Origin of the sequence: Nocardiopsis sinuspersici (genome assembly GCF_001998325.1) — a bacterium.
In the GTDB taxonomy this organism is placed as follows: domain Bacteria; phylum Actinomycetota; class Actinomycetes; order Streptosporangiales; family Streptosporangiaceae; genus Nocardiopsis; species Nocardiopsis sinuspersici.
Window position 1 is genome coordinate 94,362 of the sequence record NZ_MCOK01000001.1, and the last position, 24,461, is coordinate 118,822.

General features: G+C 69.4%; 23 protein-coding genes. 14 read left to right on the plus strand and 9 right to left on the minus strand.

Going from position 1 to position 24,461, the window contains the following annotated elements:
* Positions 1-200 precede the first annotated feature (200 nt).
* Complete coding sequence (locus tag NOSIN_RS00415) at positions 201-2,525, plus strand: tetratricopeptide repeat protein (RefSeq protein WP_077688831.1); 2,325 nt, start codon at positions 201-203, stop codon at positions 2,523-2,525.
* A 38-nt stretch (positions 2,526-2,563) separates the two neighbouring features.
* On the opposite strand, the gene NOSIN_RS00420 is transcribed toward NOSIN_RS00415, so the two are convergent.
* Complete coding sequence (locus tag NOSIN_RS00420) at positions 2,564-3,577, minus strand: tyrosine-type recombinase/integrase (RefSeq protein ID WP_236743272.1); 1,014 nt, start codon at positions 3,575-3,577, stop codon at positions 2,564-2,566.
* A 361-nt stretch (positions 3,578-3,938) separates the two neighbouring features.
* Between NOSIN_RS00420 and NOSIN_RS27545 the strand changes: the two genes are divergently transcribed.
* Complete coding sequence (locus NOSIN_RS27545) at positions 3,939-4,187, plus strand: hypothetical protein (protein WP_227015098.1); 249 nt, start codon at positions 3,939-3,941, stop codon at positions 4,185-4,187.
* Positions 4,188-4,238: 51 nt separating this feature from the next.
* A complete protein-coding gene (locus NOSIN_RS27550) occupies positions 4,239-4,700 on the plus strand; it encodes a tyrosine-type recombinase/integrase (RefSeq protein WP_236743273.1) in 462 nt (153 codons plus the stop codon).
* A gap of 161 nt (positions 4,701-4,861) precedes the next feature.
* Here the strand turns inward: NOSIN_RS27550 and NOSIN_RS00430 are convergent, their stop codons facing one another.
* The 5 genes from NOSIN_RS00430 to NOSIN_RS00445 form a co-directional block, all read right to left on the minus strand.
* Positions 4,862-5,497, minus strand: a complete 636-nt coding sequence (locus tag NOSIN_RS00430) for a Fic/DOC family protein (RefSeq protein ID WP_077688832.1) — start codon at positions 5,495-5,497, stop codon at positions 4,862-4,864.
* Positions 5,484-5,684, minus strand: a complete 201-nt coding sequence (locus NOSIN_RS00435; RefSeq protein WP_077688833.1) for an antitoxin VbhA family protein — start codon at positions 5,682-5,684, stop codon at positions 5,484-5,486. The genes NOSIN_RS00430 and NOSIN_RS00435 overlap by 14 nt, the downstream gene beginning before the upstream one ends.
* Positions 5,685-6,277: 593 nt before the next feature.
* Entirely contained in the window at positions 6,278-6,655 is a 378-nt protein-coding gene (locus NOSIN_RS26565) for a hypothetical protein (RefSeq protein ID WP_143832822.1), read from the minus strand.
* Positions 6,656-6,697: 42 nt separating this feature from the next.
* Positions 6,698-7,213 carry a hypothetical protein gene (locus NOSIN_RS00440; RefSeq protein ID WP_077688834.1) on the minus strand — a complete coding sequence of 172 codons (516 nt, stop codon included), beginning with the start codon at positions 7,211-7,213 and terminating at the stop codon, positions 6,698-6,700.
* The gene (locus NOSIN_RS00445) at positions 7,210-7,743 is read right to left on the minus strand and encodes an RNA polymerase sigma factor (protein WP_170293728.1); all 534 of its coding nucleotides are present in this window, start codon (positions 7,741-7,743) and stop codon (positions 7,210-7,212) included. Before NOSIN_RS00445 ends, NOSIN_RS00440 begins: the two co-directional genes overlap by 4 nt.
* Before the next feature lie 601 nt (positions 7,744-8,344).
* Between NOSIN_RS00445 and NOSIN_RS00450 the strand changes: the two genes are divergently transcribed.
* The 9 genes from NOSIN_RS00450 (at position 8,345) to NOSIN_RS00485 (ending at position 17,981) form a co-directional block, all read left to right on the plus strand.
* Positions 8,345-8,917 carry a hypothetical protein gene (locus NOSIN_RS00450; protein WP_077688836.1) on the plus strand — a complete coding sequence of 191 codons (573 nt, stop codon included), beginning with the start codon at positions 8,345-8,347 and terminating at the stop codon, positions 8,915-8,917.
* A gap of 2 nt (positions 8,918-8,919) precedes the next feature.
* Entirely contained in the window at positions 8,920-11,055 is a 2,136-nt protein-coding gene (locus NOSIN_RS00455; RefSeq protein WP_077688837.1) for a tetratricopeptide repeat protein, read from the plus strand.
* 98 nt (positions 11,056-11,153) lie between these two features.
* Complete coding sequence (locus NOSIN_RS00460) at positions 11,154-12,602, plus strand: DUF2637 domain-containing protein (RefSeq protein WP_077688838.1); 1,449 nt, start codon at positions 11,154-11,156, stop codon at positions 12,600-12,602.
* Between the two features lie 152 nt (positions 12,603-12,754).
* Positions 12,755-12,916: a hypothetical protein gene (locus tag NOSIN_RS27070; protein ID WP_170293755.1), complete on the plus strand. Its 162-nt coding sequence runs from the start codon at positions 12,755-12,757 to the stop codon at positions 12,914-12,916.
* 335 nt (positions 12,917-13,251) lie between these two features.
* Positions 13,252-13,488, plus strand: a complete 237-nt coding sequence (locus NOSIN_RS00465) for a type II toxin-antitoxin system HicB family antitoxin (RefSeq protein WP_077688839.1) — start codon at positions 13,252-13,254, stop codon at positions 13,486-13,488.
* Complete coding sequence (locus NOSIN_RS00470) at positions 13,485-13,706, plus strand: type II toxin-antitoxin system HicA family toxin (protein ID WP_077688840.1); 222 nt, start codon at positions 13,485-13,487, stop codon at positions 13,704-13,706. Before NOSIN_RS00465 ends, NOSIN_RS00470 begins: the two co-directional genes overlap by 4 nt.
* 733 nt (positions 13,707-14,439) lie before the next feature.
* Complete coding sequence (locus tag NOSIN_RS00475) at positions 14,440-15,597, plus strand: ParA family protein (RefSeq protein ID WP_077688841.1); 1,158 nt, start codon at positions 14,440-14,442, stop codon at positions 15,595-15,597.
* The gene (locus NOSIN_RS00480; protein WP_170293756.1) at positions 15,594-16,562 is read left to right on the plus strand and encodes a ParB/RepB/Spo0J family partition protein; all 969 of its coding nucleotides are present in this window, start codon (positions 15,594-15,596) and stop codon (positions 16,560-16,562) included. The genes NOSIN_RS00475 and NOSIN_RS00480 overlap by 4 nt, the downstream gene beginning before the upstream one ends.
* A gap of 258 nt (positions 16,563-16,820) precedes the next feature.
* A complete protein-coding gene (locus tag NOSIN_RS00485) occupies positions 16,821-17,981 on the plus strand; it encodes an IS30 family transposase (protein ID WP_171986642.1) in 1,161 nt (386 codons plus the stop codon).
* An 88-nt stretch (positions 17,982-18,069) separates the two neighbouring features.
* Here NOSIN_RS00485 and NOSIN_RS00490 read toward each other — a convergent pair whose 3' ends face one another.
* The 3 genes from NOSIN_RS00490 to NOSIN_RS00500 form a co-directional block, all read right to left on the minus strand.
* On the minus strand, positions 18,070-20,010 hold the full coding sequence (locus tag NOSIN_RS00490) for a serine/threonine-protein kinase (RefSeq protein ID WP_077688844.1): 1,941 nt from the start codon (positions 20,008-20,010) through the stop codon (positions 18,070-18,072).
* Between the two features lie 252 nt (positions 20,011-20,262).
* Positions 20,263-21,651: a class II fumarate hydratase gene (locus tag NOSIN_RS00495; protein WP_077688845.1), complete on the minus strand. Its 1,389-nt coding sequence runs from the start codon at positions 21,649-21,651 to the stop codon at positions 20,263-20,265.
* Positions 21,652-21,903: 252 nt separating this feature from the next.
* Entirely contained in the window at positions 21,904-22,494 is a 591-nt protein-coding gene (locus tag NOSIN_RS00500) for a DUF1707 SHOCT-like domain-containing protein (RefSeq protein WP_077688846.1), read from the minus strand.
* 196 nt (positions 22,495-22,690) lie between these two features.
* Here NOSIN_RS00500 and NOSIN_RS00505 point away from each other — a divergent pair, with 196 nt between their 5' ends.
* Together NOSIN_RS00505 and NOSIN_RS00510 are read left to right on the plus strand one after the other, a co-directional pair.
* Positions 22,691-23,617, plus strand: coding sequence for an ABC transporter ATP-binding protein (locus NOSIN_RS00505; protein WP_077688847.1), 927 nt, complete (start codon positions 22,691-22,693; stop codon positions 23,615-23,617).
* Positions 23,614-24,441: an ABC transporter permease gene (locus NOSIN_RS00510; protein ID WP_077688848.1), complete on the plus strand. Its 828-nt coding sequence runs from the start codon at positions 23,614-23,616 to the stop codon at positions 24,439-24,441. The genes NOSIN_RS00505 and NOSIN_RS00510 overlap by 4 nt, the downstream gene beginning before the upstream one ends.
* Positions 24,442-24,461: the final 20 nt, after the last annotated feature.

The window sequence follows — 24,461 nt, forward strand, 5'->3', positions numbered from 1 at the left end:
AGACGCCGGGTGCGCGGCCATGGCCAGGGGTGAACGGGCGTGGCCGTTTTTAGCAGGAACCTGTCCGTCCCCTTTGTGCACGAGGCACAATCTTCGCCATGGGACATAAGGGAATCTGGGCCAGGCTCCTGGGTGCAGCCGCCCCGGCCACGTGCTCCCCTGGTCCGGAGAAGAGCGGACCCGGTAACGCAGGGCCCGGTGTGCAGGACATCACGACTAACAGGATTGGCCCGAACAACTCGGGTACCGCCGTGCAGGCCCGTACCGTCCAGGGCGGGATCGGTAACACTACGAACACCACCCACCTGACCACAGTCCAGCAGGAACGTTCGCTGCCTTTGGCGAAGGACGCGGTCCCAGCCCCTCCAAGCGGGTTTGTGGGCCGCGATGACGAACTTGCCGCGCTGCTGAAGAGGCTGAACCCTGAGGTCGCACAGGATGGTGGTTCGGGTGCGGTGGTGGTCTCCGCAGTGTCGGGGATGGGTGGGGTCGGCAAGACCGCCTTGGCCCTCAAAGCCGCCCAGACAGCCTCCGAGGCCGACTGGTTCTGTGCACACCTTTTCGTGGACCTGCACGGCTACACCCCCCACACGCCGCCCCTGACCGGGGCATCCGCCCTGGACGTACTGCTGCGCCAGGTCGGTGTGGACCTCGAAGACATCCCGGCTGAGGTAGGCCAGCGGGCGAGTTTCTATCGTTCCGGGCTGCAGGCCCTGTCCCGGGCCGATGAGCGGCACCGTCCGGTGTTGGTGGTGGCCGACAACGCCTGTTGCCTGGACCAGGTACGACCCCTGCTTCCTGGCCCGGGCGGCCACCGTTTGCTGGTCACCTCCCGGGAGGCGTTGGCCATCGATGGCCACAGTCCTCTGACCTTGGACACCTTGCCCCCCGACAAGGCCCTGGCGCTGCTCCGGGCACGCCTGGACCCGGCCGACCCCCGCCGGGACAAGCAGGAGGAGCTGGAAGGGCTGGCAAAGCGGTGCGGGTACCTACCGCTGGCGCTGAAGATTGCCGCCGCTCTACTGGCCCGTCCACTCCGCTTGGATCCGGAACGGTTAGTGGCTCGGTTGGTAGAGCTGTCGAGGTTCGCCGATGACGAGCACGACCTGTCGGCGGTGTTCACCGCTTCTCTGGAGCATCTGCCCGCCGACCGGGTCCGGGCGTTCGCTCTGCTGGGCTCCAAGCCCGGTCCTGACATCTCTACCGCTATGGCAGCTGTCATGGTCGCGGCACATGCCGAGAAGAGCGGCGAGGTAGAGGGGGTGCTGGAGGAGTTGGCGGGCGCGCACCTGATCACCTCGACTGGCCCCGGCCGGTGGGGGATGCACGACCTACTAGCCGAGCACGCCTGCACCCTCACACCACCCGACATTGACAACGAAGCCAGCAGAGAGGGACACGACGCCACGGCCGATGCTCGTCAGCAAGCCCTGGACCGGGTGCTGTTTCTCTACACGACCGTGGCCGTAGCAGCCGGTGAGCACTTGCGGGCGCGTAAGGGTGGCCCCCCACTCCAGGTGTTCTCGGACAAGAAGGAGGTGTTGTGGTGGTTGGACACCGAGATCGACAACCTTCTGGCCTGCGTTCGCACGGCCCACCACACCCGCCGCATACAGATAGCCATGCTTCTACCCTCGCTCCTTGGTGACTACCTGGGCCTGCGGCGCCGCTTAGACGACGCCGTCGAAGTCCACGCCCTGGCTCTCGAGAGCGCACAGCAGGTCGGAAACGTCCACAATGAGGCGGTGGCGTGGAATAACCTGGGCATCGCGCTGCGGCAGGTGCGCCGGTTCGGCGAGGCGATCGACGCTCTTACCCGCGCACGCGACCTTTACCAGCAGACCGATGACGCCCACGGAGAAGCGTCGGCATGGACCAACCTCGGCACCGTGTTGTGGCAGGTACGCAGATTCGGCGAGGCGATCAGCACCCTCACCCGCACACATGAGGCTTTCCGCCAGATAGGTGACGCTCATGGAGAAGCGTCGGCATGGACCAGTCTCGGCATCGCCTTGCAGGAGATGGGCCGGTTCGGCGAGGCGATCGACGCTCTTACCCGCGCACGCGACCTTTACCAGCAGACCGATGACGCCCACGGAGAAGCGTCGGCGTGGAATAACCTGGGCATCGCGCTGCGGCAGGTGCGCCGGTTCGGCGAGGCGATCGACGCTCTTACCCGCGCACGCGACCTTTACCAGCAGACCGATGACGCCCACGGAGAAGCGTCGGCATGGACCAACCTCGGCTCCGCGCTGCAGCTAATGGGCCGATCTGAGGAAGCACTCGCGGCCTGTCAACACGCCCTGGACTACTGCCGGCAGGCGGGCGATACCCATGGTGAGGCCCAAAATCTAATGGGGATCGGCGCGGCCCTCCTGAGCGCCGATCAGATCGTGGAGGCGGTCGAGGCCTTGACGAGAGCGTTGGAGTTGTTCGAGGCCACTGGAGACGACCACCTGGCCACAATCACGCGGGTGAACCTCGCCCGGGTCCAGGAAGCCCCTGATTCTGGCAGCGGGAGCTGATTGCCGGGCTCACTCCCCGGGAGGGTCGTGAGCAGGTCTTACAGCCCCACACGACGCATGGGGTTGTCACGCCAGGCGTCGGCCGGGCGGATGTAGGAGTCCACGGCCGTCGACTTCTCCGTCCACCTCCCCTGACGGGCGATCCACGCCCGTGGTGCTCCGGCGGCGGCCGCCGCGGTGGCGGGCCCGGCCCGCAACGAGTGCGCGGTGACGCCCTTGAGGCCGACGTCCTCGGCGAGCCTCTGCACGACCAGGTTGATCCCGGCCCCCGACATCCGTCCCGTGCCGCGTCCAGCGGCCTCCGGGGTGCCGGCGAGGCGGCCATGCCGGTCCACCGAGCGCAGCAGTGGCCCTGCGGTGACCCCGCCCTCAGACAGGGCGGCGAGATAGTCGGCCACCGTGCGCACCGGGCAGGAGAGCCGGTGCGTGCCGTAGGGGACCGCCACCGTGATACCGGCGGAATCCTTGTCCGTCTTTGACGTGGCCACGAAGACCTCCAGGCCGTCCGGGACGGTGCGCACGTCGGCGACGTTGAGGGCGGCGAGCTCGGAGCGGCGGGCCATCATGGCATAGCCCAGCAGGAGCAGAGTGCGATCGCGCAGCCCCCGCAGACTCTCCCCTGCGGCTTCCAGCATGGACCGAAGCTCCTCCACGCTCAGCGCGGGGGCGCGGCGGCGGCGCCCGCCCGCCTTCGCCCACTCCCGCGAGTAGCTGCGCAGTGCCATCCGGGCGGCCTTGGTGGTCACCGCCTGGCCGGCGGTGGCGCAGCGGTCGACGTAGGAGGCCAGGGTCTCGGCTGTGGCCGGGAGCGGGGTGCGCCCCGCGCTCGTGCACCAGGCGGTGAAGGAGTTCCAGTCGCGGGCGTAGCCGGCCTGGGTGGAAGGGGCCCAGCCGTCGGCGACGCGGGCCGCGGCCGAGGCGGTCAGCTCGGTGTCGGGGGCGCGAAACACCGCCTCCGGCGCCGGGGGATCCGGGCGGCGCACCGCGGGCACAGCCCCGGTCTGGGTGCGGCCATCGTCGAAGAGCATCACCGGCTCGGATCCGTTCGCCACGCCCGCCTCGTTCCCGTGTGCCTGGTGTCCGTTTCTGGGTTGCGGCAAGTCAGCATTTCCGGAAGCAGACTGCCGGGGTGACTTCTGGAAACACAACCCCTGGCCCGCGGCAGCCCTGCGAAACCACTTCTGGAAACACACGGACCGGGCGGCCGCGGCGTACCTACGACCTTCCCGGAGACCTGGCCGACGAGCTCGCCACGTTCACCGACCGCCTGGCTTCGGCCACCGACCTGGGGCGGCCACCCGCGACAAGTACCGGCGCAGCGCCGCCTCCTTCCTCGCCTGGCTGGCCGAGGCCCGCGAGGCCGGCGCTCTGGACGGCGACCCCCTCGCCGACCCCGACGCCCGGGACTGGGCGGTGCGCGACTGGCGCCGCACCCTGAAGAACGCCCGCACCCAGCGGGGCACTCACCTGGGCGCGGCCACCATCAACAACCGCCTGGCCGCCGTGGATGCCTTCTTCGCCCTGCGCGGCTCAGGGCGGCCCGCCGTGGTGCGCGAACACCTGGCCCGCCCCTCCGCGCCCCGCGTCCTGGACCAGCGCGCCCTGCTGCGCCTCCTGCGCACCGTGGCCCGCGACGCCGGCCCCCGCGACCGGGCCATCTGACACCTGGGCTACTACACGGGCCTGCGCGTCGCGGAGATCGTCGTCCTGGACGTGGCCGACATCCGGCTCTCGGCGCGGAAGGGCAGCGTGCGAGTGCGGGGCAAAGGCCGATTGGGCGGCAAGGACCGCAACGTACCCCTGCACGCCCAGGCCCGCGCCACCCTCGAGGAACTGCTTGACGAACTCGGCTGCCCCGCCGCGGGGCCGCTGATCCGCAACCGCGACGGCGGAGCACTGTCCACCCGGGCCGCCAACACCGCCGTGAGTGAACTCGGCGCCGCAGCCGGGATCGGCCCGGCCGATAACGGCGAGGCGTTCGGTCCGCACGTGCTGCGCCACACCTTCGGCACCGACCTCGTGCGCGGCCGCGGCGAGGTGGCCACCGCACCGGTCGATGTGGTGCTGGTGGCGGAGCTGATGGGCCACGCCGGCCTCAACACCACCCGCCGCTACACGCTGCCCACTGAGGTGGACAAGACCCGCGCCTTGGATGCACTCACCACCGACCTGTGAACGGGCCGCACGTCCTTAGCGCCGGATCCTGTTCCGATGTTCCTCAACCCCCATGATACCCAGGGCCCGAACGATGGTCGTCGGAACGGCCTTGGCAGTCACGCGTTGGGCACGATTGATCGAGCTGGTTCAGGAGCGCACCGAGGTGGAGCCCGACTCTTTCAGAAGTTCAAGTTGACCCAGGTTCCCTCGGTCAGAGTCCTGGGCGCCACAACCCTGGTGAACATCGCCTCCAGGGGCGCGAGGTCCCCCTCGGAGGCGAGCTGGCAAGCGCGGTCGTTGACCGTTCCCACTACGGGCTTCCACTTCAGGGCCCATCCGGCATCATGCGCGATCCGGTTCCAGAAGAAGCGCTGAGTCCGACCGTTTCCCTCCCGGAAGGGATGGATGTGGTTGAACCAGTCGTAGTAGTAGGCCAGCCGGGCGATGAACGTGCGCATGGGCAGGTCGCGCAGCATGTTCTCCCAACGGAGTTGTTCAGCGCCGTAGTACGCGGCCCGCTCGATCTGGGAGAAGGGGAGAAAGATCTCGGCGCCCTCGGCTGCCTTCTGCATATCAATGCAGCGCAGGTGCCCAGCCCAGTCGTAGAGGTCCTGGAACAGGTGGCGATGGATGGCCTGCAGTTCGGCCAGGTCACCAGTGGGCGGAGGAGGATACTTCTCCAGCTGCAGAGCACGCACACCGACAAGGTCGCCTTCGATTGAGTCGAAGGCGGCCTTGTCGTAGATGCCGAGCTTGTTGCGCAGACGCCCCGTATCGGGCTGGAGGTAGGGGTCCTCGGGCTCAGGTGAGGCCATACCGCCTACGGGTACGCTCCACCAGGTCGTCTACGTCGATGGCACCCGCAACGTAGGCATCGGCGTCACGACGAAACGCCGCAGTGACGGTGAAGCCTTCCATCTCGCCGCTATGGATCGTCTCCTCGACACGCTCGCGGCGCTGCGCACCGGTTAAGCCGATAGCGGCGGTCGTGGTCAGGGCCATGTCCGCGCTCCCTTCGTCTGCTGGTCTCAGTCTACCCTGAGCCCCGCTGATCACCCCCGCTTTCCAGAGCGCCCGCTCCGCATCGAACAGCTCCAAGCAGGGGTGAGTCTGCCAGCAAGCGACCACCGCCTACGACCAGGGCCCGCACCTGCCATCTGGCAGATGCGGGCCCTGGTCATGTCCAGACCTCACCCGGTGCGCATCGAAGCCCCGGTGCACCTGGGAAACCAGAGTGTGCCGCCCGGGCTGTGCGCGGCCGGCTTACCACCACCCGCCAGCGAGGAGCAAGCAGATTGTGTCGTTGACCCACTCGGGTACCGCCAACGGTGCATAGCGCGCGGACAGCAGCACGACGCTGAGCAGGGTGCGCAGGCCCAGCGCCGGGGCGGTGCGTCGGCCACAGCAACCAGAGCGTTCACCGGGCTCGACCTTGGCGGGTGCGCGGCAGGTGCGGGTGGGCGGGCGGTGCCGGCCGCGGTGGGCAGGGCACGTCTTGGAGCTCTTGCGTGTGCGGGCACAAGCAGGGTGGGCCGGCCGGTGGCGAGGACACCGTGGTGGTGTGCTCGCCACCGGCGGCCTGCGGGGGGAGGGGGTCAGGTCGCGATGAGGGTCATCGCCTCGCGTGCACCGGGCCGCTCTGCGGGAGTATCGGCGACCGCCCAGGTCTTTCCGTGAGCGTGAAAGAGGACGACTTCGTCGTCGGCAAGGCAGCTGAGCGCGGCACGCAGCTGCTTTGCGGTTAGCGGCGCGGGCGCGGGCGCCACGCAGCGGCGGCAGATGTAGCCAGCCCAGCGCACGGGTGTGGTGCCGCACAAGGCACACACCAGGCCACGGCAACGCGCACAGGTGTAGGCGTGATGGTCTTCCGCGGCCACCGCGGAGGCGGCGTCGAGATCGAGCAGGAGGGAACGGCAGCCGGTGGTGCAGAGGTCACCCGTTCTGGTCGGCAGTGGTGCGGTGGGGGCTCTCATGGGTGGCGTCCTCAGGAAGAGTCGGGCCTGCGTGCGCGGGGGTCAGCGCCCGGCGAGGTCGTGGCCGGCGCGCCGCAAGCGAGCACGCACGTGTCGGTCCAGGTAGGTGATGGAGGCGCGGAGCTCATCCAGAGCCTCATGGGTTCTTCGGCACGTGGATCCGGCGAAGTCGAGGTTGACCATGGCGCGTAGGTGCTGCTCGGCCTCGGCCAGGTCGGCGGTCAGGACATCGGCCTGCTCCAGGGTGAGGTTGCTCTGCTGGAGTCCGGTGAGCAGGCGGCACAGGTGCCCGGTGGCCTCGTGGGCGACGAACTCTCCCTCGGCGCCCAGGTGCGCGGTCACCCGGGCGAGCAGGTCGGCGATGGTCACCTGCAGGAAGCGGGTGGTGTTGAGCCCGTCGGTGTCTGTCATGTCCAGGTCGCTCATGAGGCGGTCCGACCACCGCTCGGGGCGGCTGTGTCCGCGTTGGGCGAAGTCGGTGGACCACTGGTGCAGTACGTCGCGGTGCAACTCTGCGAGCAGGGAGTCCAGTTCTGTGTCGTTGAGTGGGTGACTCATGCGCCGTCTTTCTTTCGCAGGGAGGCGAGGCTGGTCTTGAGGGTGGCTCGGGCGCGGCTGAGGCTGGTGCGTACGGCCTGGGGGGTGCTGCCGGTGATGCTGGCGATCTCCGCGGGCTGGTAGCCGTCCAGGGCCAGGGCGATGGCCACCCGCTGGTGGTAGGGGAGGGCGCCGATGGCCTGAAGGATCACGGCGTTGGTCTCTCGGTTCTCGGCTTCGGCCGCCGGGGAGGGGGTGTGGGCCACGGGTTCCTCACCGACGCCCACGTCCTCCAGGGGGACGAGCATGGGTTTGGCGGGTCGCTTGTAGAGCTGTCGGGCCGCGACCGTGCGCAGGTAGGCGTTCATGTTCTGGATGGTGGCGCGGTTGCTCCAGCAGGTGGTCAGGGCTTCTTGTGCGCACTCCTTGGCCTCCTCGTGGGAAGCGCGGTGGGCGATCTGAAGGTGGGTGGCGACGCGGGGCAGTTCGAACTTGACCAGGTACTCCCAGCTCACTTCCTCAGGCCCCTGGGCGTTCCTGATCTCAGGCACGTCCGAGGTCACGGCGGGGGAAAGGGGGCCGTTATCGGGCAAGGTAGACACTTCCTTGTGTTAAGGGGAGGAAACGGGGTGTGGGGAGGTGGGGAGTGGCAAGCACACGACCTTGTGGCTCTGTGTTCGGGGGCAAGGAGTCCTGGGTGAGGATCTGGGTGCGCCGCTCAAAACGGCAGGCAGGAGGCGGGGTGTGCCTCCAGTGATTATGAGTCAAAAACGGTGGTGAACGTTACTTCATGCAGGTCAGAGCCATGCAAGACGGTCGACGTTGCCGCTGTTGTCGCTGTTCGGTGATCACTGGATAGGTGAACAAAACACCCAATGGGCACATCGGCAACATAAGTAACTCATGCTGCTAATTCGCCTGCGGAACGGCGGCCGCGAGATTCAGACAGGTGCGGTTCTTGGCTCCGTCCGCGAGGGCGTGCGCTCCAGCATCCCGAGAAATTCTGCTATGCGACCCCTGTGCGCACGACCCTGGGTCCGCACGCTGCGATGCCAGGGGAGGGGGGACCCGAACGCGGGTTAGCGTGTCTTATCGGTGTGTGACCCGTACCCGGGCGCACACCCCCTGGTGTGAGGAGCAGGTGCAGCCATCATGAAGGACACCTCCCAACTGGTGGAGCGAGCCGCTACCACCCTGGCCGGTTCGATGACCACGCATGATGAGGCCGCGTGGCGCTCAGCCCTGGAAGGATTCGCGGCCCTGTTCACCGCCGCCGCGCACGTGGCCGCCGCGGAGCTGGAACGCTCCCGCGCCAAGGTGGTCGCCGATCCCGGCTTGGCCGCCGAAGCGGCCGGGGAGTGGAAGCCGAAGCTGCGCCGCCTGCTGCGGACCCACCCCGAGGCGGCTGAGCGGCTGCAAGCCCTGCTCCGAGAACTGGGGGCGAATGCCCCGCAGGCGGGAGTATCGCACCAGTCCAGCGGGACCGTGTCAGGGACGGCGGTGCAGGCCCACACGCTCCACGGCGGGGTCACCAACACCCACAACCACGAAGGTGGCGACCACGTCGACTTCTCCGATGGCACCTTCCAGGGTGAGGTCGTCGGCAAGAAGGTGGAACGCCACGAGAACACCCGGGTGGACCAATCCCGCGCCCGGGCGGGGCGGGACGTGATCGGGACACAGAACAACCACCACGGCGACCATGGCTCGGGCCGGGAGAGTTGAAAGTGCCCAAAAAGAAGAACAAGCAGAGGAAGCCCTCGCCCCGCACCCGGGTCGGCCAGAACCGAGCCCACGCCGACCGGGACGTGGTCGGCATCAGTAACCACCGCGGCGACATCAACTACTTCTACGCAGATGCGGCGCCCCAGGGTGCGGCGTCGATGGCGGCGGCCCTACCGCCGGTGGAGGCGGGCTTCACCGGCCGCGAAGAGGACCTAGAACGGCTTCTGGCCGCCTTGGACCCGGCCAACGCCGAGGGAACGGCGGCGGTGTCGGTGGTGGGGATGGGCGGAGTCGGCAAGACCCAACTCGCCCTGACCGCAGCCCACCAGACCCTGGGCCAGGGGTGGTTCTCCCAGGCGTTGTTCCTGGACCTGCGCGGCTACACCACCCCGGTCAACGCCCACCGCGCTCTGCAATCCCTCCTGCACTCCCTGGGGGTGGAAGCCGAGCGCATCCCCGAAGACGGTGACGCCCGTGCAGGCCTATACCGCGCCACCCTGGCCGCCCGGGGCCAAGAGTGGGGCGGGCCTGTGCTGGTGGTGGCCGACAACGCCTCCACCCCTGACCAGGTCACACCCTTGGAGCCGGGCCCGGGCGGGCACCGGCTCCTGGCCACCTCCCGTGAACGCCTGGGCGGACTCCCAGCGCGACGGGTGGACGTGGGGGTACTGAACGACGCGGAGGCCTTCCGGGTGTTGGCGACCGACCTGCGCCTGACCGACCCCGACGATGAGCGCGCCCACGACGTGGAAGGGCTCACCCAGGTGGCCAAGGCGTGCGCAGGCCTGCCGCTGGCGTTGCGGATCGCCGCGGGCCAATTGAAGAACGCCCCCGACCTGGAACCCGAGCCCCTGGCCCACGCCCTCACCCAGGGAGCGGACCGGATCACCCGCTTCACCGACCACCGCGAGCTCGGCGCGGTCTTCGACACCTCCCTGGCCCGGCTCCCCGCCGAGCAGCAAGACCTGCTGACATTGTTGGGGATGCTCCCGGGCCCGGACATCTCCACTACGGCCGCCGCCGTCCTGGCCGGGACGGATGAGACCACGGTGGTGGCCCGTTTGCGGGGACTGTCCTCCTCCCACCTGCTCACGGGTTCCAAGGGCCGGTGGGAGATGCACGACCTGGTGGCCTCCTACGCCACCACTCTGGCTGGTCCCCGGCCCGCTTCGCGGTTGACCCGGGCCCGGCGGCGTCTGCTCGATTACTACACCGACCACGTCACTGCCGCCGCACAGCACCTGCAGGCGCTGCCCGGCGACGACCCCCCTGAGGCGTTCGCCGACAGGGAGGAGGCGTTGGGGTGGTTGGACGCCCAGCGGGCGGTGCTGATCAACACCGCCCACCTGGCCCACCAAACCGGCCACATTCGCGCCACCATTGAGCTGCCGCTCAAACTGCGTGAGTACCTGGATATGCGTCGGCTGTTTCGCGACCAGAACACCATCACCCGCCTAGCCCTGGAAACCGCTCAACGCATCGGCGACCGCCTCAACGAAGCGGCGGCGTGGAACAACCTCGGCCTCGCCCTGTACGAGGTGCGCCGGTTCGACGAGGCAATCGAGGCCCACACCCGCGCCCGCAACATCTCCCAGCAGCTGGGCGACGCCCACCGCGAGGCGGGATCGTGGGGCAACCTCGGCCTCGTCCTGTGCGAGATGGGCCGGTGCGATGAGGCCATTGACGCCCACACCCGCGCCCGCAACATCTCCCAGCAGCTGGGCGACGCCCACACCGAGGCGATGGCGTGGAACAACCTCGGCCTCGCCCTGCGCGAGACGGGCCGGTGCGATGAGGCCATTGACGCCCACACCCATGCCCGCAACACCTTCCACCTACTCGGCGATGCCCACGGCGAGGCGGTGGCCTACGCGGGAGTGGGGACCTCGTTGGGAAGAATCCAGCGCTGGGAGGAGGCCACCGTGATCCTGGAGTGGTCTGTGGAGTTCTTCGCCGAGCAGCACGATCAGCACTCTCACGGCCAAGCGTGCTACGAACTGGGCCTGGTCCACTACCGATCAGGTTGCCCCGACCAGGCCATCCCTCTGCTGGAGCAAGCGGTCGAACTGCTGGCAGCCACCAACGACCCCCACATGCACGCCCAGGCCCGCCAAGCCTTGGACGAGGCCGCCACCTGAACACGAAGCTCCCAGGGGTAACAGACACCGGTGCTGAAGGGTGGTTACAAGGAAGCTCTGGCACACTCGTTCGGGTCCCCGCCTGCTCTGGAGAACCCATGCCCCAGTCCCTGCCCCTCCCGTTGTGGTCGCTGATCGCCGCGGCCGCCCTGGCCGTCACGGTACTGGCGGTGTGGGGCATGCGCCGCCTGGCCTCCCGCAGACCCGCGCGCGTGCGGGGGGACTCAGGGGCGGCGCCCCTGCACGGCGGCTACCTGGTGGCCACCGCCGTCATCGCCGTGGTGGCGCTGGCACTGATCCTGGTCGCGTTCACCATGAGCTACGCCGCCCTGTACGAGGCGGCCACCTGGCTGGCCCGCACCCAGTTGGACGCGATCAACGGCGGTGACCTGCGCTTCCTCTTCCCGCTGGGCATCGACGCGGTCATCGTCTACTTCCTGGCCATGGACCTGCTCATGGAGTGGCAGGGCCGGCGCCACCCCCTGAACCGGTGGGCGGCCTACGCCCTGTCGGCCATCACCATCATCCTCAACGTGAGCCAGGGGGACGGCTCCACCGCCTCCTACCTGGGCCACGCCGGCCCGCCCATCGTCATCATCCTCATCGCCGAGGGGGTGGCGGCCTGGGTGCGCCATCTGGCCGGGATCGCGCACGGCCAGTCCGCTGACCGTATTCCCGTGGGGCGATGGATCGCCCACCCGCTCTCCACCATGAAGGTGGCCCGGCTCATGCTGGGCTGGGGCATCACGTCCTACCCCCAGGCCCTGGAGCGCGAGCAGCGCCGCCAGCTGGCCTACGCCATGCTGCGCGAGCAGCACGGCCGTACCTGGCGCCGCCACACCCCCCGGCACCTGCGGTGGATGCTCAACAACGGCTACGACCTCGACACCGCCTACGAGCTGACCCGGGCCATGACCGTGCACGCGGTGGCCATGACCGCCGCGGAGGTGGCGGCCCTGGACAACAACACTGGCCATGTCCGCCCCACCGCCGCCGCCCCGGCTGTGGCTGTCCACGAGTCGGCGCCGGTCCCGGACATTAACCCCGGACATGTCCCCGACAGCGCCGCCCTGCCCTCCCCGGGCCCGGACATGGGCACCGTTGAGGGGAACGGGCGCCCGGCAACCGGCGCGGCGCCGGCCGAGACCGCCGCCGCCCACGCTGTCCAAGAAGTGGACGGCACACCCGCCACCGCGCCGCCGCAGACCCGGCCCGCCCCCCGGGCCCAGGACGCGCACTTCTCCCCTGACCGGCGTGCCCCCCAGGTGGAGGATGCATCTCCGGCAGAGCCGCTTTCACCTGCACAGAAGCGCCAGCGGGTGCGTGAACTCCTGCAGGCCTTCCCTGCGATCACCGACACCGAGCTCGCCCGGTACATCAACGCCCACCCGCGCACCGCACGCCGCTACCGCAGTGAGGTCACCCACCAGCGCCTGGAGGTAGACACCCGCGGACACCTCCCTGGACAGGACCCGGCCCGGCGCGGCGAGGGCGAACAGCAGGCGGACACCGCACCGGCACTGGCCACAGCCCGCCCGGGGCGCTGACACGCAAGAGCCGGACCACCGGCCCACCGGTGGGCATTGGCCAACCCCGCCGCGGACACGGGGCAGACACCGCCGCGGCGCCTGGCCAGGACGCAGGACACCACCCGGGCGAGGCCGGGCGGTGGTGACGTAGATGCGGGTACAACGACAGCGTGGACGAGGACGAGGTCTCCGATGCCCAGGCCGCCGACGACGAAGCCTGGCTCGCCGCGCTGGCGCCCGGGCAGCGGGCGCTGGTGGAGATGATGCTGGACCGGTTGTGTCAGGCCGAGGACGACAGCACCTACCGCCCCGGCCATGGATGGCACGCGTAGCACGCGGATAAGGAGCAGGGCTTGACCCTCGTCCGCGTCCCCGACTGCGGTTGAACAGCTTAGATGGGCGGTCAGCCTGTGGGGCTTCGCGGAGCCGACCGCACAGGCCCTTTCGCAGTTCACACCCCTGGCGGCTTACCCGTGTACCGGTACACGGGTAAGCCGGTATGCCGGTTCATTGCTTTCCCCACGCCGGGGTACTGGTGTGTGTGGTCTGTATGAACCGGGGAAATCGGGCACGCCATCTCAGCAGTAGAGCTCCATGGCGTGCCATGCACCGCCATGGAGTGCCATCAGATCTGTCCATACCTGTCCGACTGGGTAGGATGGTGTGCATGGAGCGCACACTGCATCTGGCCGTCACCGTGACCCCGGACCTGGAGGTCGGGGGATATGTGGCGCGCGCGGTGGACGTCGAGGTCGCCTCCCAGGGCGAGACCGAGCAGGAGGCCCTGGACGCCCTCACCGAGGCATTGGAGCTGTACTTCGAGGACGAGGCCGAGGACGCGGTGCACCGGTTGTCCACAGGCCCCAGCAAGGCTGCGGAGATCGACATACGCTTGCCTGCGTGAGTCCTTCCCACATCCCCATCGCTTCTGGCCCCCAGGTCGTCACCGCGCTCAAGCGCGTCGGGTTCGAGCACGTCCGGACCAAGGGTGACCACGCCAAACTCCGGCGTGGGGAGAGAACCGTGATCGTGCCGCTGCACAAGGAGTTGAAGCGCGGCACCACGTCCTCGATCTTGAAGCAGGCTGGACTCAGCGCCGACGAACTCCGCGACCTGCTGTGAGCGAGCCCGAGCAGTAGCTTCTGCAGAGCCCACTGGCTCCGCCACGGAATATCTGGCCGACGCAGCCTGGGTGCGGATGGGGTAGGGCGCGGTGGTGCACGGACTCACCAGTCACATGTAGGCCGGGATCGAGGTGCCTGCGGTCACCTATCACGCCGCGGTGGGTCCGCTCTGACTCAGCGCAGCGACCAGGCCCTCACCTGCCGTCGGCATCTGGGCCGGTCTCGCACCGGCCAGACCAGCTTCCTAGACACGTAGTCCTAGCGCAGCAGCCGGTCCGTTGAGTCGGCACTGTTGGCCCCAGCAGTTCGCACCACGCTAAGCAAGCGCTCATGCCTCCTCAGCCCTATCTCGCGCCTCCAAAGAACCGCGAGGTTGGACATGGTGCTTCCGTGGCCGCGCTCCGCGCCGACCCCTGGTGTGGACATGCCCGAGCAGTCTTAGTCGGGGTCGGCGGGTGGATGCGGGTACATCGACTCCATGGACGAGGACGGAGCTGGCTCGCCGCGCTGGCACCTGAGCGGCGGGCGCCGGTGGAGATGACGCTGGACCGGTTGCGCGAAGCCGAGAACGACAGCACCTACCGCCCCGACCGTGGGTGGTACGCGTAGCACGCGAGCGAGGCCAGGGCCGCACTTGAAGTCGCCATGCAGTTCTCGTTTTACGCGGTAAAAGACCGTGTCGCGACGGGAGGAGATTCCCTCAGTCCAGATGCGTTAGTAAGGTAACGCGTATGGCATCACCAACCTCCGGCGAGAGGGAGAAGGTCACCTCCAAGCTGCCCGGACAGCTCCGGGCCCGCGTGAAAATCCGCGCTGCCGAGCACCAGTTCGACATGCAGGATGTGGTGACCCAAGCGCTCCAGGCCTGGCAACAAGCCGGGTCTCAGGCTGTGGTGGATACCTCCGGCGCGCCGCCGTTCAGCACCTGGCTGCCGCTGGGCGTCTACGACACCTTCAAGGCGCATTGCGCCGACCGCAAGGTCTCCTACATCCAGGGCCTGGCACAGGCATTGGAGCTCTGGCTCGCCGACCACCCTTCCCCACAGGAGGAACACGTGGCAACACCACATCCCCGGCGCAGGATCATGGCCAACCAGAAGGGCGGCGTGGGCAAGACTGCCCTGACCGCCGGAGTGGGACAGGCCTACGCCGAAGGCACCGAGCACGACGGGCCTGCCCGGCGCGTGCTGATGGTCGACTTCGACCCCCAAGGGCACCTGACCACCCAGCTGGGCGTGGACAACCTGGCTTTGGACAGCGACAGCCTGGTCAAGCACATGACTGGTGAGGCCAAGGGAGACCTGGCTGACCTCATCGTGCCGATCGAGGATGAGCGCTTCGGCGACCGGTTGTATCTGCTGCCGGCGTGCGCCGACGGATTCGTCCTGGATGTGAAGCTCTCCACTATCCGCGCCCGCGAAGCGGCGCTGGAGCGGGCCCTGGAACCGGTTGAGGAGGGCTTCGACGTCATCGTGGTCGACTGCCCGCCCAGCCTGGGGTTGTCGATGGACAGCGCCATCTACTACGGGCGTCGCCGCGACGAGGAGAAGACCGGAGCCTCCGGGGTGGTGATCCCGGTGCAGGCCGAGGACTCCAGCGCGGACGCCTTCACCCTGCTGACCGGGCAGATCGAGGACCTGCGCCAGGACATGCGGTTGGAGATCGACTACCTGGGGCTGGTGGTGAACATGTACGACAGCCGCCGCGGGTTCATCGCCACCTCCTCGCTGCAGGCGTGGGAGGACATCGGAGATCCGGCGGTCGTCGCGGTGGTGCCCGACCGCAAGGAGCAGCGCGAGGCGGTGCGCAGCAAGCAGGGCCTGCTGGTGTATGACCCCAAGTGCGACCAGGCCGCTGCCATGCGCCAGATCGCGAGGACGCTGTCGTGAGCAAGGCCGACAAACTGGGCCGCTCGGCCTCCTTCGGTGCCGCCGGGCAGGCCACCAGCGCCCGCCGCCAACTCATCTCCCAGGCCGCCGGCGAGGCCCCCGCCGATCCGAGCCGGGTGCCGCTGGAACAGCTGGTGGGCAACCCCGAGAACCCGCGCGAGAGCCTGGGGGACCTCTCAGAGCTCGCGCACAGCCTCAAAGAGCACGGGCTGCTGCAGCCTCTGCACGTCATTCCCCGCCGCGCCTACGTGCAGGTGCACCCCGAGCACGAGGCGGCGGTGGCCGAGGCGGTCTTCGTCGTGATCAACGGCAACCGCCGCCTGGCCGCCGCGCAGCTGGCGGGTCTGGAGACTGTGGCGGTACACGTGCGCACTTCCCGCGGTGAGGAGGACGACGGCGAGGTCGCGCTGCGGGCGGCGGTGCTGGCGGAGAACATCCACCGCCAGGACCTGCACCCCCTGGAAGAAGCTCGTGAGATCAGCAAGCTCCTCGACCACGGGCTGAACCGATCGCAGGCGGCCACGCTCCTGGGCAAATCCAACGGGTGGATCACCCAGCGCCTCGTCCTGCTGGGCCTGCACCCGGACCTGCAGCAGGCGTTGAAGGACGGGGAGTTGAAGCTGGCTCAGGCCCGGGAGCTGGGCAAGCTCCCGGCCGAAGAACAACTGGCCGCGCACCAGGAACAGCAGGAAGAGTTTTACGCGGTAAAACCCGCCGGCCCTTCCGTTCCTCCATCGCCGTCGGTACAGGCGGAGTCGTCTGTGGAGAAGCCACCGGCCACAGCGAAGAAGCAGCAGGGCACCTCGAGCAGGAGGAGCTCGCCCCAGCCTGGTGAGCAGCTGACCTTGGACCTGTCCTGGGACGAGCCCGAGGTGTTGGCCGGCCAGGTCTACAAGGAGCTGGCCTCCGGCCTGGGGCCCGAGGAACTACAGCGCTTCGCTCAAGCCTTCCTGGACCGGCTGTAGCGGATCCCTGCCGCCCTCGCTTTACGCGGTAAAACTTCTGAAGCCCTGGGCCCGGCCTCAAGGCGTAGTGAACGCACAGCATCGACGGTTTTTACCGCGTAAAACGGCCCCGTCTTACCGCTTGAGTTCTAGTGATCGTCGCAACACCCCACCTCAGGGGAAGCGATGGAATTCAAGATCCGGGACCGCTCGGTCAACGCGGGGACACGTGCCCTGGTGGAAGAACGCCGGGTCTACCTTCAGCTGGTGGATCAAGGTGTGGGGTACGCAGAGGCAGCCCGGATCGTGGGCATCAACGTGCGCACGGGCAAGCGATGGCGCAACGGGCGTACCGCGTCCGGTGGCACCGTCCAGGCATTGCCGATCGAACCGTCAGGGGCGTCCCCGAAACCTTCGGGGACGCCCCTGGACGGACCGTCCAGGTATCTGCGCGAGGCGGACCGAATCCACATAGCCGACCGGCTACGGGAGAAGGCCACGATCCGCGCGATCGCGGCCGAGCTGGGCCGCAGCCCCTCCACAGTCAGCCGGGAAATCCGCCGCAACCGGACCGTCCTGCCAGACGGAAGCTGGGCCTACCGGCCGCACGCCGCCCAGCGCCGAGCTGATCAGCGCACACCCCGTCCCAAGCCCGACAAGATCGGCCAGAGCCCACAGCTGCGGGACTTCATCCAGCACCACCTGAAGATGCGGTGGAGCCCCGAACAGATCTGCCACGCTCTTCGCAGACGGTTCCCTGACCGCCCGGAGATGCGCGTGACCCACGAGACGATCTACCAGGCCCTCTACGTCCAGGGCCGCGGTGAACTGCGCCGAGAGCTGGCCCGTGCCCTGCGGACGGGACGCACACGTCGCCGCCCCCACCGCCACGCATACAAGCGCCTGCCCCGCGCGATCAGGAACATGGTCATGATCAGTGACCGGCCCGCTGAGGCCGCTGACCGGGCCGTTCCCGGCCACTGGGAGGGCGACCTCATCATCGGCAAGGGCGGCAAGTCAGCGATCGGCACCCTGGTGGAACGCTCCACCCGCTACGTGATGCTGCTTCATCTGCCCGTCGGCCACAGCGCGGCCTCCACCCGCGATGCCCTGGTCGAGAGCGTTGGGACGCTCCCGCCGCACCTGCGGCGATCTCTCACCTGGGACCAGGGATCGGAGATGGCCGCCCACCGCGCGTTCACCGTCGCCACCGACGTCCCGGTCTATTTCTGCAACCCGGCCAGTCCCTGGCAGCGCGGCTCGAACGAGAACACCAACGGTCTGCTGCGGCAGTACTTTCCCAAGGGCACCGACCTGTCCGACCACACCCGTGAGCGCCTGGACGTCGTCGCCGCTGAACTCAACAGCCGACCACGCAAGACGCTCGGCTGGGAAACCCCAGCCGAGCGCCTGGCTAAACTGCTCGCGGCGAGCAACTGACCTCATGTGTTGCGACGACCCCTGGAATTCGCCATCACGCGGGGGCCGTTCCCTCGTCGGCGGTTACACGGCGGACGGGCGCCCGTGCTCAGAGGTGCGGGGTGAACGTCTCCATGACGTCCTCGTGCAGGTCGTCGTAGTGGTCGGCCTGCCCGCGCGGCACGTTCACGCTGACCAGGTAGAACACCCGGTTGCCCTCGTAGTCCATGTTGACCGCGTAGGCCCAGAAGCGCCGCTCCGGGGTGGCCCAGGTCTCGTTGGCGAGGTCGGCCTCCACCAGCGCGACGTCCCACCCCTCCTCGAAGTCGTCCTCGTCGAAGTCCTTCAGCTCCAACTGCGTGAAGCCGGTCGTGACGTCTCCGGAGACGTCGGTGCCGCCCTTGGTCTCCCGGAGGTACTCGGCGCTCGTCCCGGTGAACTCCTCCTCGGTCCATCCGGTCACCCACACCTGGTGGTCGCCGCCGGGGGCGACGAACACCGCCAGGGTGTTGTCGATCTGGCTGTCGTCCACCTCCCACCCCGCCGGGTAGTCCACGGTGAACCACTCCGAGCTGAAGGTCTCCAGTTCGTCGTAGGACGGCGGCTCCCCGTCGTCGCCCTCCTGTCCGCCGTCACCGCTCTCCCCGCTCTCACCGCCGTAGCCGCTTCCGGCGTCGGCCTCCTCGCCGTCGGAGGACTCGGTCGGAGGGGCCTGGCTCGCGGGCGGGTCGACCGGCGTGGCGGACACGTTCGCGGGTTCCCCGCCCGAGCGCAGGAGCACCACGGCCACGACCGTGGCGATGAGCAGCAGCGCCACCGCGCCCGCGCCCACACCGAGCAGGACCCTGGTGGTCCCCGAACCCGACTGCGCGTTCGCACCGGCGGGAAGCGGACCGTGGCCGGGGCCACCGGCGTGGGGGCCTCCGGGGCCGCCCGGCCCGCCGTAGCCTCCGGCGTACATCGGCTGCTGCTGGTAGGACGGCGCCGGCCGGTGTCCGGGGCCGGGCGGGAACGGCGCCGCCGGGTTCGCCGGCCCGTTCGGTCCGCTCGTTCCCAACGCTCTGCCGGGGCCGGTGGGGCCCATGTGGCCGGGGGGAGGACTCTGCGGCGGAGGGGCCCCCGTGCCGGGGTGGCCGCCGGGCGGCCCGCCGAACGCGGTGTGCCCACCGCTCGGCGCGTGGTGGGCACTCTGCGGACCGCTGCCGAACACGGCGGCTCCGCCTCCCGGACCGCCGCGCTCGCGCAGCAGGGCCAACGCCTCGTCCGCGGTGAGCCGCCGGTCCGGATCGCGTTCCAGCAGCCCCGTGATGACCGGCTTCAGCCAGCCGGCGTGCGTCATGGGTGGCAGCGGCGCGGAGATCACCGCCGCGATCGCCGCCGTGAGGCTGTCCCGGTGGAACGGGGACACCCCCTCCACGGCCGCGAGCAGGGTCACGCCGATACTCCACAGGTCGCCCCGGTGATCCGCGGGAGCGCCCTCCAGCCTCTCCGGCGGCATGTACTCGGGGGAACCGATGAGCGCACCGGTACGGGTGATGCTCGGCCCGCCCTCCATCGTGGCGATGCCGAAGTCGGTGAGGACCACCCGGCCGTCCAGGGACATCATGATGTTGCCGGGCTTGATGTCCCGGTGCAGGACTCCGGCCGCGTTCGCCGCCCGCACCGCCTTGACCAGGGCCTCCCCGATCTCCGCGACGGCGTCCACCGGCAGGGCGCCCCGCTCGTCGAGGCGCTCCTGGAGGGATCCGCCCTCGATCAGCTCCATGACCACCCACGGGTTGCCTCCGTACTCGAAGACGTCGTGGACGGTGATCACCGCGGGGTGGCTGATCCGCGCCGCCGACCGCGCCTCGCGCCGGACCCGTCCGTGCGCGTCCGCGCGCTCGGAGTCGGTGAAGTGGTCGGGGAGAAGCACCTGCTTGACCGCGACGACGCGGTCCAGGGACGGGTCGAAGGCCTCCCAGACCACACCCATACCGCCGCGTCCGAGTTCGCGGCGCAGGACGTAGCGGTCCGCGACGATGCGCTCGGGGTCGCTGTTGCTCGACATGTACTGCCCTCTCGAAGGCGGGCTTTTCGGTGCTCTTTCCAAGAATGTCGGATGCCTTCCGTGCGCGGAAGGTTCCCGGAGCGGGAGACCGTGCCGGGCTCCGCCCGGCCCCGCCCCGACCGGCTCCGACCGGCTTTCGCCCGGTCCTCACCCGCCCCGTCCGACCCACGACACGGGGCACCCCGCACACGCGTGCGGGGTGCCCCGTGACCACTGCCGGCGACCGGTGGACCCGGCCGCCGCGCAGCCCGGCTACCGGGAGTTGGTCATCCTCAGCACGTCGAGGGCCTCGTCGAGCTGCGCCTCGGTGAGCTTGCCGTCCTCGATGTAGCCGCGCTCGACGACCACCTCGCGGATGGTCTTCTTCTCCTTCAGCGACTGCTTGGCGACCTTGGAGGCCTCCTCGTAGCCGATGTAGCGGTTGAGCGGGGTGACGATCGACGGCGAGGACTCGGCGTAGACGCGGCACTGCTCGGCGTTGGCCTCGATCCCGGCCACGCAGCGGTCCGCGAACACGCGCGAGACGTTGGAGAGCAGGCGGATCGACTCCAGCACGTTGCGGGCGATCATCGGCAGCTGCACGTTCAGCTCGAAGTTGCCGGTCGCGCCGCCGAAGGCCACCGCGGCGTCGTTGCCGACGACCTGTGAGGAGACCTGGAGCATGGCCTCGCACAGGACCGGGTTGACCTTGCCCGGCATGATCGAGGAGCCCGGCTGGAGGTCGGGCAGGAAGATCTCGCCCAGGCCCGCGGTCGGGCCGGAGCCCATCCAGCGGATGTCGTTGGCGATCTTGGCGAAGCCGATCGCGATGGTCCGCAGCTGGCCGGAGAGCTCGACCAGGCCGTCGCGGGCGCCCTGCGCCTCGAAGTGGTCGCGGGCCTCGGTCAGGGGCAGGCCGGTGTTGGCGGCGATCTCGGCGATGACCCGGGCGGAGAAGCCCTCGGGGGTGTTGATGCCGGTGCCGACGGCGGTACCGCCCAGCGGCAGCTCGGCCACGCGGGGCAGCACGGCCTCCAGCCGCTCCACGCCGTAGCGCACCTGGGCGGCGTATCCGGCGAACTCCTGGCCCAGGGTGACCGGGGTGGCGTCCATCAGGTGGGTGCGGCCGCTCTTGACCACGGAGGCGAACTCGGCCGACTTGCCGGTCAGCTCCCGCTCCAGGTGCCGCAGCGCCGGAACGAGGTCGTTCTGGACGGCCGAGGTGGCGGCGATGTGGATGGAGGAGGGGAACACGTCGTTGGAGGACTGCGACGCGTTGACGTGGTCGTTGGGGTGCACCGGGGAGCCGAGGCGCTCGGTGGCCAGCGACGCCACGACCTCGTTGGTGTTCATGTTGCTGGAGGTGCCCGAGCCGGTCTGGAAGACGTCGACGGGGAACTCGCTGTCCCACTTGCCCTCGGCGACCTCCAGGGCGGCCTCGCGGACGGCCTTGCCGAGGTCCTCGCCGATGACGCCGAGTTCGGCGTTCACCTTGGCCGCGGCGGCCTTGATCTGGCCGAGGGCTGCGATGTGGGCGCCTTCGAGCCCCTGGCCAGAGATCGGGAAGTTCTCAACGGCACGCTGCGTCTGGGCCCGCCACTTGGCCTCGGCCGGAACCCTGACCTCACCCATCGAGTCGTGCTCGATACGGAACTCGCTCATTGCAACCCATCTCTCCTGGGAAAACCTGTGAACCCCAGCCTGCCAGACGCACGGGAACACACCGCCACCTCACCCGGGGTTGGCGGTGTTGCGCGCATCATGTTGACAGCGCCGCAGGTCACCGCGGGTCAGCGGGCGGGGGCCGGCGCCGCTTCGCCGGCCGCCGGACCGAAGGCTCCCGGGCCCCGGTGCCGCTCCGCCTCGGACGCGGTCCCGACCTGCGGACGGCTCCGCTCCGGGCACCGCTCCGTCTCAGGCGCCGATACCGCGGCGGCGCTCCCGGCGCAGCCGGCCCAGGAGGCCGCGGCGTCTGGGCGCGCGCACGCGCACCACGCCGAGGAGGGAGAACCCGTCGATCTCCAGCACGGGAGGGTGGGACAGCTCCGAGCGGCGGGCGGTGGTGGTGCGCCTGCCCAGGAACGACCAGCCGTTCAGCCGCACCTCGACGCCCTCGGGGACGTCGATCTCCACGCGGCCCAGGACCGCGGTCACGGTCATCCTGTGGTGGTTGCGCATGAGGAGTGCCTCGCGCATGTCCACCTCGACCCTGCCGACGAAGGCCACGGCCTGTTCGCCGGGGTAGGCCACCCAGCGGCCCCCGCGCCTGACGTTGCCGAACACGCCGAGGACCGGTTGCCGGTCCAGCCGGATGGGCTGCCGGTCGGGGGGCAGGAGGTCGGCGGTGACGCCGGGCAGCTCGCCGAGGGTGCGCGCCCCGTGCACGAGGGAGGAACGCTCCTCGAACTCCTCCAGGTCCAGGCGCCCGTCGGCGACGGCGTCGCGCAGTGCCTTCAGAACCCGTTCGCGGTCCGTGTCGGAGGCGCGGAGCCGTTCGGGGGACACTTCCTCACTCACACCACCAACCTTAGGCGAATCCACGGGACGGGTCTTCCTGGGCGGACCGGCTCCGGCGGGTCACGGGACGGACGGGACCGGGACCCGCCGGGGCGAAAACCAATGGAAAATCGTCCGACCTCCTGCCTACCGTTGACCCATGACCACATCCGACCCCGGTCACCGCCTGCCCGGAAGCGCTTCCATGAGCTCCCGCGACACGTCGGCCGTGCCCGCTCTGCTGCTCCGGGGCATCGTCAAGCGCTTCGGCTCCCTCACCGCCGTCGACGGTCTCGACCTGGAGGTCCCCCAGGGGATCGTCCTCGGTCTCCTCGGACCCAACGGCGCGGGCAAGTCCACCACCATGAAGATGCTCACCGCCCAGTCCGTGGCCGACGAGGGCGAGATCCGCATCCTCGGCCACGAGGTCCCCGCCGAGTCCAAGTGGGCCCGGGCCCGTATGGGGGTCGTGCCCCAGCACGACAACCTCGACGAGGAGCTCACCGTCGAGCAGAACCTGCGGATGTTCTCCTACCTCTACCGGGTCCCGCGCCGCCAACGGAAAGAGGCCATCGCCCGCACCATGCGGCTGGCCCAGCTCGGCGACCGGGGCGCGACCCTGGTCGACGACCTGTCCGGGGGTATGCGCCGCCGCCTCCTCATCGTCCGCGCCCTGCTGCACCGGCCCGAGCTCGTCCTCATGGACGAGCCCACCGTCGGCCTGGACCCGCAGGTGCGCCAGGACCTGTGGAGCGCCATCTCGGCGCTGCGCGACGAGGGCGTCACCGTCCTGATGTCCACGCACTACATCGAGGAGGCCGAGCGCCTGTCCGACGAGGTGGCGCTCATGGCCAGGGGCAGGGTCGTCGAACGCGGCACCCCCGCCGACCTCGTCGCCAAGTACGCGGGCGCCACCGTGGAGGAGTACCTCCCGGACGAGGAGGGGGTGGACGCCTTCGAGCGCCTCGTCCACAGCCACGGCTTCACCACCCGCCGCACCGGGACCACCGTGTCGGTCCTGCGCGCCGAGGAGCTGCCCCAGTCCCTGCGCGACAGGCTGGACGTACCGCTGCGCAGGGCCAGCAACCTGGAGGACGTGTTCGTGACACTGACCGGGGAGAGTGTGGAATGAGCACCCGTCAACAGCAGGCCCGGGAGGACGCCCGCCCGGAGGTCCACGCGCGCCCCGGCCGGTTCGAGGCCGACGCGGTCATGGGCGTCGTCGCCCGCGAGTGGATCCTGTACGGCCAGTCCTGGCGGGCGACCACCTTCGCCGCGGTGGTCGAGCCGACCCTCTACCTGCTCTGCTTCGGCTTCGGCATGGGCGCCCTCGTCGGAACCCTGGCCGGGTACAGCTACATCGACTTCCTCGGCACCGGCATCGTGGCGGTGTCGGTGCTGTTCCAGTCGATGATGCCCGCGGTCATCAACACCTTCATCAAGCGCCGCTTCCTGCACACCTACGAGGGCATCCTCGCCGCACCCGTGGACGTACGCGAACTCGTCACCGGCGAGGCCCTGTGGCTGGCGATGCGCTCGGGCGTGTACGGGTGCGTCCCGCTGCTGGTCGCGATGGGATTCGGGCTGCGCCCGGGCCCCGGCATGCTGCTGGTGCCGTTCATCGCCTTCCTCGCCGGGTTCGCCTTCGCGCTCTTCGGTATCTGGATCTCCGCCGTGATCACGTCGGTACGGTCCATGGACTACGTGTTCAGCGGCCTGTTCACCCCGCTGTTCCTGGTGGCGGGCACGTTCTTCCCGCTCACCGGGCTGCCCGGCTGGGTACAGAACGCGGCCATGGTCAACCCGCTCTACCACGCGGTCGAGCTGATCCGCGGGGCGGTCTTCGGCGGGCTCGGCGCGGGCCAGGCGCTCGTCCACGTCGGCGTGCTGCTGGGGTTCATCGTCTTGATGTGGTTCCTGGCCGGTTTCCAGATGCGCCGCCGCGTCGTCAGCTGAGCCCGGCACGGCCGGCCGTG